The organism is Actinomycetota bacterium (assembly GCA_019347575.1).
Lineage (GTDB): Bacteria > Actinomycetota > Nitriliruptoria > Nitriliruptorales > Nitriliruptoraceae > JAHWKY01.
On record JAHWKY010000070.1, the window covers coordinates 1 to 8,609 of the forward strand.

10 protein-coding genes and 1 tRNA gene are annotated in these 8,609 nt (G+C 68.1%); all 11 read left to right on the forward strand.

Annotated features, from left to right (window positions below; translation table 11 throughout):
- A partial coding sequence (gene tuf, locus KY469_21695) for an elongation factor Tu (protein ID MBW3665716.1) occupies positions 1-134 on the forward strand: 134 nt, incomplete at its 5' end.
- A gap of 2 nt (positions 135-136) precedes the next feature.
- The gene (rpmG, locus tag KY469_21700; protein MBW3665717.1) at positions 137-301 is read left to right on the forward strand and encodes a 50S ribosomal protein L33; all 165 of its coding nucleotides are present in this window, start codon (positions 137-139) and stop codon (positions 299-301) included.
- 162 nt (positions 302-463) lie between these two features.
- Positions 464-536, forward strand: a tRNA-Trp gene (locus KY469_21705).
- 110 nt (positions 537-646) lie between these two features.
- Positions 647-871 carry a preprotein translocase subunit SecE gene (secE, locus tag KY469_21710; protein MBW3665718.1) on the forward strand — a complete coding sequence of 75 codons (225 nt, stop codon included), beginning with the start codon at positions 647-649 and terminating at the stop codon, positions 869-871.
- A gap of 229 nt (positions 872-1,100) precedes the next feature.
- Complete coding sequence (gene nusG, locus KY469_21715; protein MBW3665719.1) at positions 1,101-2,153, forward strand: transcription termination/antitermination protein NusG; 1,053 nt, start codon at positions 1,101-1,103, stop codon at positions 2,151-2,153.
- Between the two features lie 58 nt (positions 2,154-2,211).
- Entirely contained in the window at positions 2,212-2,637 is a 426-nt protein-coding gene (gene rplK / locus KY469_21720; GenBank protein ID MBW3665720.1) for a 50S ribosomal protein L11, read from the forward strand.
- Between the two features lie 59 nt (positions 2,638-2,696).
- Complete coding sequence (gene rplA / locus KY469_21725) at positions 2,697-3,428, forward strand: 50S ribosomal protein L1 (protein MBW3665721.1); 732 nt, start codon at positions 2,697-2,699, stop codon at positions 3,426-3,428.
- 80 nt (positions 3,429-3,508) lie between these two features.
- The gene (locus KY469_21730; GenBank protein ID MBW3665722.1) at positions 3,509-3,898 is read left to right on the forward strand and encodes a response regulator; all 390 of its coding nucleotides are present in this window, start codon (positions 3,509-3,511) and stop codon (positions 3,896-3,898) included.
- 240 nt (positions 3,899-4,138) lie between these two features.
- Positions 4,139-5,014, forward strand: coding sequence for a 50S ribosomal protein L10 (rplJ, locus tag KY469_21735; protein ID MBW3665723.1), 876 nt, complete (start codon positions 4,139-4,141; stop codon positions 5,012-5,014).
- 104 nt (positions 5,015-5,118) lie between these two features.
- Complete coding sequence (rplL, locus tag KY469_21740) at positions 5,119-5,502, forward strand: 50S ribosomal protein L7/L12 (GenBank protein MBW3665724.1); 384 nt, start codon at positions 5,119-5,121, stop codon at positions 5,500-5,502.
- 286 nt (positions 5,503-5,788) lie between these two features.
- On the forward strand, positions 5,789-8,609 hold a 2,821-nt coding region (gene rpoB / locus KY469_21745), incomplete at its 3' end, for a DNA-directed RNA polymerase subunit beta (GenBank protein MBW3665725.1).

An 8,609-nucleotide genomic window follows, 5' to 3' on the forward strand; every position in this document is an offset into this window, starting at 1 on the left:
TGATGCCGGGTGACAACACCGAGATGACGGTGGAGCTGATCGCCCCGATCGCGATGGACGAGGGCCTCAACTTCGCCATCCGTGAGGGCGGCCGCACCGTCGGGGCCGGCAAGGTCACCAAGGTGGTGCAGTAACCATGCCCAAGAGCTTGAACCGGCCGAAGGTGACGCTGGCTTGCCAGGAGTGCAAGGAGCGCAACTACATCACGACCAAGCACCGGTTGAACCAGCGGGAGCGGATAGAGCTGCGCAAGTACTGCCCGCGCTGCCGTCAGCACCAGCCGCACAAGGAGACGCGGTAGCCCCGACGCGCCATCCCCCGCGCCGCGCGGGTGCAGGGGTCGCGGTTGTGGCGAGGGCGGACCGCGGTTACCCTTGCGGGGCTGCCCCACCGTGGGCAGCCTTCCTATGTGGCTCCGTTCTTGGGCGGCGCGGCACCGTGTCGGATCGGTGCGGAGCGACGTAGGGGCGTAGCTCAATTGGCAGAGTCCCGGTCTCCAAAACCGGTGGTTGGGGGTTCGAGTCCCTCCGCCCCTGCTCGGTCGACCCGCCCCGGGTCGACGCCGAACGCCGACCGGGTGGAGCGACCGCCGCGGACGGTGCGCCGGAACCGCCGTGCAAAGTCAGCGAACGCGTCGAGGCACAGAATGAGTGACGATCACACCGGCGAGGCTCCGCTCGCACACGAGCGGACGGGTCTGTTCACGTTCCTGCGTGAGGTCCGCGCCGAGCTGAAGAAGGTCGCGTGGCCCAACCGCCGTGAGGTCGCCTCCTACACGATCGTCGTGCTGGTGACCGTCACGATCCTGACCCTGCTCGTGTTCGGCATGGATTTCGTGATCCGCGAAGCCGTACTCCAACTGTTCGGGTGAACCCGTGAACGACGAGAACGTGAACCCAGACACCGACGACGTACCCGTCGCCGACCCGCTCCTCGATGACGAGGCGACCGAGGAACCGCTGGTCGCTGACGCGCCCGACGGGGAGCCGTTGACGACCGACGACGACACCGTCGGTCCCACCGGTTCGCCCGACGAGCAACCGGCCGCGGCGGCGGACCGCGACGATCTGCCCACCTCCGGGGAGCTCGACGCGGCGCCGATGGACGAGATCGTCCAGGAATCCGCCGAGGGACGTACCGACGCGTCGGTACCAGACGAGACGCTGGCTCGATCGACCGACCAGACCGCCGGTGCCACGGAGTCCGCAGCGGATGTCGCGGCGACCGTCGATGAGGAGCCACAGGGTGACGTCGTCGCCGACGAGGTGGAGGCACCTCCGGAGCCCGAGGAGGCTCTCGTCGAGGAGGCGGCGGCTGACGCTGCCGCGGACGCGACGGAGGACGACCTCGACGATCTGCTCGACCTCGCGGGCGCCGACACCGAGGAGCCCGCCGCCCCACCGACGCCCGAGGCCGAGCCGACCGACGACGGCCCTGGCGGTGCCACGGACCAGGCCGGTACCGGCGGCAACGCCGGGGCCGACACCGCGGTCGAGGGCGAGACCGACGGCGAGGGATCCGCGCTGCTGACGCGTCGGCCACGCTCGCTCGTGGACGTGCAGGACAAGAAGGATCTCATGCGTCTCCCCGGCGACTGGTACGTGGTGCACACGTACGCCGGCTACGAGCAGCGGGTCAAGGACAACCTCGAGAGCCGCATCGAGGCCCTCGGCGCGGACGACCGCGTCTACGAGGTGATCATCCCCACGAACGAGGTCACCGAGTTCAAGCAAGGCAAGAAACAGACCGTGCAGAAGAAGTTTCTGCCCGGGTACGTGCTGGTGCGCATGGAGATGGACGACGAGGCCTGGGGTCTCGTGCGACACACCCCTGCCGTCACCGGCTTCGTCGGCGCCCCGGGCAACCGCCCCGTCCCGCTCTCGCTCCGCGAGGTGGCGAGCACGCTCAAGATCCCCGACGAGGTCGTCGTGGTCGAGGAGGGCGACGAGGACCTCGAGAGCGCCAAGCCTGACGTCGCCGAGATCGACCTCGAGGTCGGCGAGACGATCCGCGTCACCTCGGGCCCGTTCGCGGATTTCACCGGGACGATCGCCGAGATCAACATCGACCAGAGCAAGCTGCGCGTGCTCGTGTCCGTCTTCGGTCGGGAGACCCCGGTCGAGCTGCCGTTCGACAACGTCGCGAAGATCTGACCGCACCCCGTGGGAGAGGGCTCGTCGCCCTCGCTGGCACCACACAGGAGAGCATCCGATGGCCAAGAAGGTCCTGAGCTACATCAAGCTGCAGATCCCCGCCGGCCAGGCGAACCCGGCGCCCCCCGTGGGCCCCGCCCTCGGCCAGCACGGTGTCAACATCATGGAGTTCTGCAAGACGTTCAACGAGCGCACGCAGCAGCAGATGGGCGACATCGTCCCCGTCGAGATCACGGTGTTCGAGGACCGCTCCTTCACCTTCGTCACCAAGACCCCTCCCGCCGCGCAACTGCTGCTCAAGGCTGCAGGTGTGCCGAAGGGCTCGGGTACCCCACACACCGTCAAGGTCGCGACCGTGACGCGCGATCAGGTGCGTGACATCGCCGAGCGCAAGATGGAGGACCTCAACGCGATCGACATCGACGGGGCGATGAAGATCATCGAGGGCACCGCCCGGTCGATGGGCATCCTCGTCGAGGGCTGAACACATCCAGTGGGAGGCGGAGCCCCGGGCCCGCCGCTGGGACCACCAGGAGGAACACGATGGCGAAGAAGGGCAAGAACTACCGCGCGGCGTTCGAAGCGATCGACCGCGAGAAGCTCTACACGCCCCGCGTGGCGTGCAAGCTGCTGAAGGACACCGCCAAGGCGAACTTCGACCAGACCGTCGATGTCGCCTTGCGCCTCGGGGTGGATCCCCGTCAGGCCGATCAGATGATCCGCGGGGCGGTCTCACTGCCGCACGGAACGGGCAAGGAGGTCCGCGTCGCGGTCGTGACGTCGGGCGAGAACGTCGTCGCGGCCCAGGAGGCGGGTGCCGATCACGTCGGGGGTGACGACCTGATCGCCGAGCTCGAGAAGGGTGAGCTGATCGAGGCCATCGATGCTGTGGTCGCGTCGCCGGACATGATGGGCAAGCTCGGACGCCTGGGCAAGACCCTGGGACCGCGCGGCCTCATGCCGAACCCGAAGTCGGGGACCGTCACGCAGGACGTCGCGAAGGCGGTGCGCGAGATCAAGGGAGGGCGCGTGGAGTATCGCGTCGACCGGACCGGCAACGTGCACGCGGTCCTCGGCAAGGTCTCGTTCGAGGTCGACCAGCTCGTCGACAACTTCATGGCGTTCTTCGACGAGATCCTCCGCCAGCGCCCCGCGTCCGCGAAGGGGCGCTACGTGCAGACGATCGCGATCTCGAGCACGATGGGGCCCAGCGTGCGGATCGATGCGGGCAAGGCGCGTGCTGTCATCGAGGACGAGGACGAGTCGGCGGCCTGAGTGACCGCGTCCGTCGTTCCCGGCCGCGGGTTCCGGCCAGACGTGGTCAGCTACGCTCCTCGAGTCCGCTGGGAGGGAACGTGTCCGGTACGAGCGTGAAGCGCGTCCTCATCGCCGACGCCGATGAGGGGACCCGCGCGACCGTCCGCCTGACGCTCGGCGGTGACTCGTACGAGGTCGTCGAGGCTGCGGACACGGGCGAGGCGCTGCTCGTGATCGCACGTGACCGCCCCGAGGTGCTGATACTCGACGCGAACCTGCCGACCGCTGGCGGCTTGAAGATCTGCCGGTCCGTCAAGGCCCAGGAGGAGACCCGGCACGCACTCGTCGTTCTCCTGACGGACAAGGCGGACCCCGTGGACGGGGAGGCGGCGGAGGAGGCTGGGGTCGACGAGTTCCTCGCCAAACCCTTCACCGCGATGTCGCTTCTGAAGAAGGTCGCCGAGCTGCTCGACAGCGGCGACGCGTGACACCGCTTGCAGCCTCGGCGGGCGGCCCGTAACATCCGCAGCCGCACGAGCCGAAGACCGCTGGATGCCCATCGGGCTGAAGGTCGCCGGAGTTCCCGCCCCGTCTCCTGACCACGTCGCGAGCACGAGGCGTCCGGCGCGTCCCGCGCAGGTGTTCTCACGCGTTCCGCGTGGTGTCGCCTGTCCCTGGGACCGACCTGCAGTCCCCTGTCGCCTCGGTCGCGTACCCGGGAGGAACCCGTGCCACGCTCCGACAAGGTCGCCGTCGTCGACGAGGTCAGGTCGAGTCTCGAGTCCAGCGTCGCGACGCTGCTCACCGAGTACCGCGGTCTGAGCGTCTCCGAGCTCGCGGAGCTCCGTGCCGAACTGCGCAAGGCCGGGGCGCGCTACCGGGTCGCCAAGAACACCCTGATGCGCCTGGCCGCCCGCGAGGCCGGTATCGATGGACTCGACGACTTCCTCCTCGGTCCCACGGCGCTCGCGTTCTGCGACGAGGACCCCGTCGGGCCCGCCAAGGCACTCAAGCGCTTCGCCAAGGACCACCCCGAGCTCGTCGTGAAGGGCGGTTACCTCGACGGCGAGATCCTCGACGCCGAAGCGGCCATCAAGCTGGCCGACCTCGAATCCCGCGAGGAGCTCCTGGCGGGTATCGCCGGCCTCGTGAACGGCGCGTTCGCGATGGTCGTCAACTACGCCGACGCCATCGGCCGCGAGATCCTCGGCCTGGTCACCGCACTCGAGGACGCCGGCGGCCCCGAGTCCAAGGGCTTCGGCCCTGCCGAGGGTGCAGCCGCGGCTGCTGAACAGGGGGCTGGAGAGGCCGAGGAGGCCACTGAGCCTGAACGGACCGAGGAACCCGCCGCCCCGGAGGACGAGGAGGCCGGCGGCGTCGTCGAGACCGTGGCGGAGGCCGTCGGTGATGCCGTCGGTGATGCGGTCGGGACCGTCGCCGAGGCCGCCACCGACGCCGTCGACGCGGCCGCCGCCACAGTTGCAGACGCGGCCGAGACCGCTGCCGACGCCCTCGAGACCGCCGCCGACACCGTCGCCCCCGACAACGACGGGACCCCCGAGGACGACGGGTCCCCCGACGAACCCAGCGACGATCAGACGTGACTTCCCGCGCTGGCGGTGGTTCTCGCCCGAAGGGGAGAACCACCGTCCGCGCGCGGGAAGTCGGGAAGCACCGATCCAGCCAACCGAAACGATAGGAAACCGCGATGGCAACGCTCTCCGTTGACGAACTCATCGACGCCTTCAAGGAGCTCACGCTCATGGAGCTGTCGGAGTTCAAGACCAAGTTCGAGGACACCTTCGACGTGCAGGCCGCGGCGCCCGTCGCCGTTGCCGCTCCCGGGGCCGGTGGCGGCGAGGCCGCGGTGGAGGAGGAGAAGACCGCGTTCGACGTGGTGCTCACCGGTGCTGGCGACAAGAAGATCCAGGTCATCAAGGAGGTCCGCGGCCTCACGAACCTGGGGCTCAAGGAGGCCAAGGAGCTGGTCGAGTCCGCGCCCAAGGCCGTCCTCGAAGGCGTGGCCAAGGAGGCCGCCGAGGAGGCCAAAGGCAAGCTCGAGGAAGCCGGCGCCAGCGTCGAGATCAAGTGACCCCCGCACGGCCACGGCTGCCAGCGGTTGGCGGTACCGCGAGGACCTGTCTATACTGACTGGCTGCCGTGCGTCCGTGTGCCCGTCACTGCCCCACCTGCCCTTCCGTCTGCGAGCGTCGAGGTCCGTGCTGACGTCGCTGTTGTTCGAGCTCCGACTGTCGTCCGACCGTGCCTGTCCACCTGCGCGCGATCACCTCGCGTGCGGCGTCGTTCGCTCATCCAGGACACCGTGACGGGCGCGCGTCCGTCCGTCGGCGCCCTGGCCTGGTGCTGACCCAACGCCTATCCCGGGCACTCGCCTCGCCGCAACGAGCTTGACCACGAGCTCGACCAACGGAGGATCCGACTTGGTCGCCACCACCGTCAACGAACGCCTCAGCTTCGCCAAGATCGCCGAAGCGCTGCCCATCGAGGAACTCGACCTCGTCGCGATCCAGCGGCTGTCCTTCGACTGGCTGCTCGAGGACGGACTCGGCGAGATCTTCGACGAGATCTCTCCGATCGAGGACAGCCAGGGCAAGATGGCCCTCAGCTTCAGCGATCACCGCTTCGAGGAGCCAAAGCACTCGGTCGAGGAGTGCAAGGAGAAGGACTACACCTACTCGGCCCCGTTGTTCGTGACCGCCGAGTTCATGAACTACGAGACGTCGGAGATCAAGGCCCAGACCGTCTTCATGGGTGACTTCCCCGTGATGACCGACAAGGGCACCTTCATCATCAACGGGACCGAGCGCGTGGTGGTGTCCCAGCTCGTCCGCTCTCCCGGTGTGTACTTCGACTCCTCGATCGACAAGACCACCGGCCGCGACGTGTACGGGTGCAAGGTCATCCCGGCGCGGGGCGCGTGGCTGGAGTTCGAGGTCGACAAGCGTGACCTGGTGGCGGTACGCGTGGACCGCAAGCGCAAGCAGCCCATCTCGGTGTTCTACCGTGCCCTGAAGGCGTTCCAGTGGAGCGACGAGAAGGGCCGCTACGAGCTGCGTCCTCACGACGAGCTGCAGCAGGAGATCCCCGACGAGGAGATCCTCGAGTTCTTCGGGAGGCGTCCGTCCATCGAGTTCACCCTCGAGAAGGACAACACCGAGAAGACGCCCGCCAAGGCGCTCGAGGAGATCTACCGCAAGCTGCGTCCGGGCGAGCCGCCTTCGGCGGAGCAGGCCGGTTCGCTGCTGATCAACATGTTCTTCACCCCGAAGAAGTACGACCTGGCCAAGGTCGGTCGCTACAAGATCACCGGCTCGTTCGACGCCAAGGGCAAGGTCACCAAGCACGGCAAGCTGACCGACGAGTACGCGGTGGTCGGTCTCGACACGCCCACGTCGATGGTCCTGACCATCGAGGACTGCCTGGCGACCATGAGCTACCTCGTCAAGCTGCACGCGGTCGAGGACGGTTACGACACCGACGACATCGACCACTTCGGCAACCGTCGCCTGCGCTCGGTGGGCGAGCTGATCCAGAACCAGGTGCGGATCGGGCTCTCGAGGATGGAACGGGTCGTGCGCGAGCGCATGACGACCCAGGATCTCGAGGCGATCACGCCCCAGACCTTGATCAACATCCGTCCGGTGGTCTCAGCGATCCGGGAGTTCTTCGGGACCTCGCAGCTCAGTCAGTTCATGGACCAGACCAACCCGTTGGCCGGTCTGACCCACAAGCGCCGGCTGTCCGCGCTCGGACCAGGTGGTCTGTCCCGTGAGCGGGCCGGCTTCGAGGTCCGGGACGTGCACGTGTCGCACTACGGCCGCATGTGTCCCATCGAGACCCCGGAGGGTCCCAACATCGGCCTGATCGGGTCGTTGGCGACCTACGCGCGCATCAACGACTTCGGTTTCATCGAGACCCCGTACCGCGCCGTCAAGAACGGCAAGGTGACCACCGAGATCGTGCACCTGACCGCGGACGAGGAAGACCGCTACACCGTCGCGCAGGCGAACGCTCCGCTCGACGCTCGCGGACGGTTCCAGAACGAGCTCGTGCTGTGCCGTGCCAAGGGTGGTGACGTGCGCGAGGTCCCCGGCGCGGACGTCGACTTCATGGACGTCTCGCCGCGCCAGATCGTCTCGGTGTCGGCGGCTCTGATCCCGTTCCTCGAGCACGACGACGCCAACCGCGCGTTGATGGGTGCGAACATGCAGCGCCAGGCGGTGCCGCTGCTCCGTGCTGAGTCCCCCTACGTGGGCACCGGCATCGAGAGCAAGGCGGCCCGCGACGCCGGCGATGTCGTCCTGGCCAATAACGCTGGTGTCGTCGTCGAGGTCGCGGCTGATCACATCATCGTCAAGACCAAGGGCGACACCCTCGATCGCTACTACCTCACGAAGTTCCAGCGGTCGAACCAGGGCACCTGCATCAACCAGCGCCCCGTGGTCACCGAGGGTGGCAAGGTCAAGAAGGGCGATGTCCTCGCCGACGGCCCCTCGACCGATGACGGCGAGCTGGCCCTCGGCCGCAACCTGCTCGTGGCGTTCATGTCGTGGGAGGGCTTCAACTACGAGGACGCGATCATCCTGTCGCACCGTCTGGTGCGCGAGGACGTGCTGACCTCGATCCACATCGAGCAGCACGAGGTCGACGCGCGCGAGACCAAGCTGGGGCCCGAGGAGATCACCCGCGACATCCCCAACGTGTCCGAGGAGGTGCTCGCCAACCTCGACGAGGAGGGGATCATCCGCATCGGCGCCGAAGTCCAGCCGGGCGGCCGTCCGTCAGCGATGCTCGCCGACCGGATCCATGCCGCCGAGGCGCTGTGGCGCGCGGGCCGGGTGGAGCGAATCCTCGTGACGGGCGACCAGTCCCTGCGGGGACAGGTGAGCGTCATGGCGCGGGAGCTGCGGCGCCTGGGCGTCCCCGAGCATGCGCTGGAGCACGACGCGTTCGGGCTCGACACCTGGGACTCCGTTCTGCGAGCCCGCGACGTGCACCGCGTGCGCAGCGTCGTCGCCGTAACGCAGCGCTTCCACCTGCCACGAACGCTGTGGCTGGCCGATCGGGCCGGCCTGCAAGCCACGGGTCTGGAGGCCAACCGCAGCGACTACGGCTGGGACGGATGGTATGCACAGGGCCGCGAGGTACTCGCCCGCGTCAAGGCAGTCGGCGACGTGG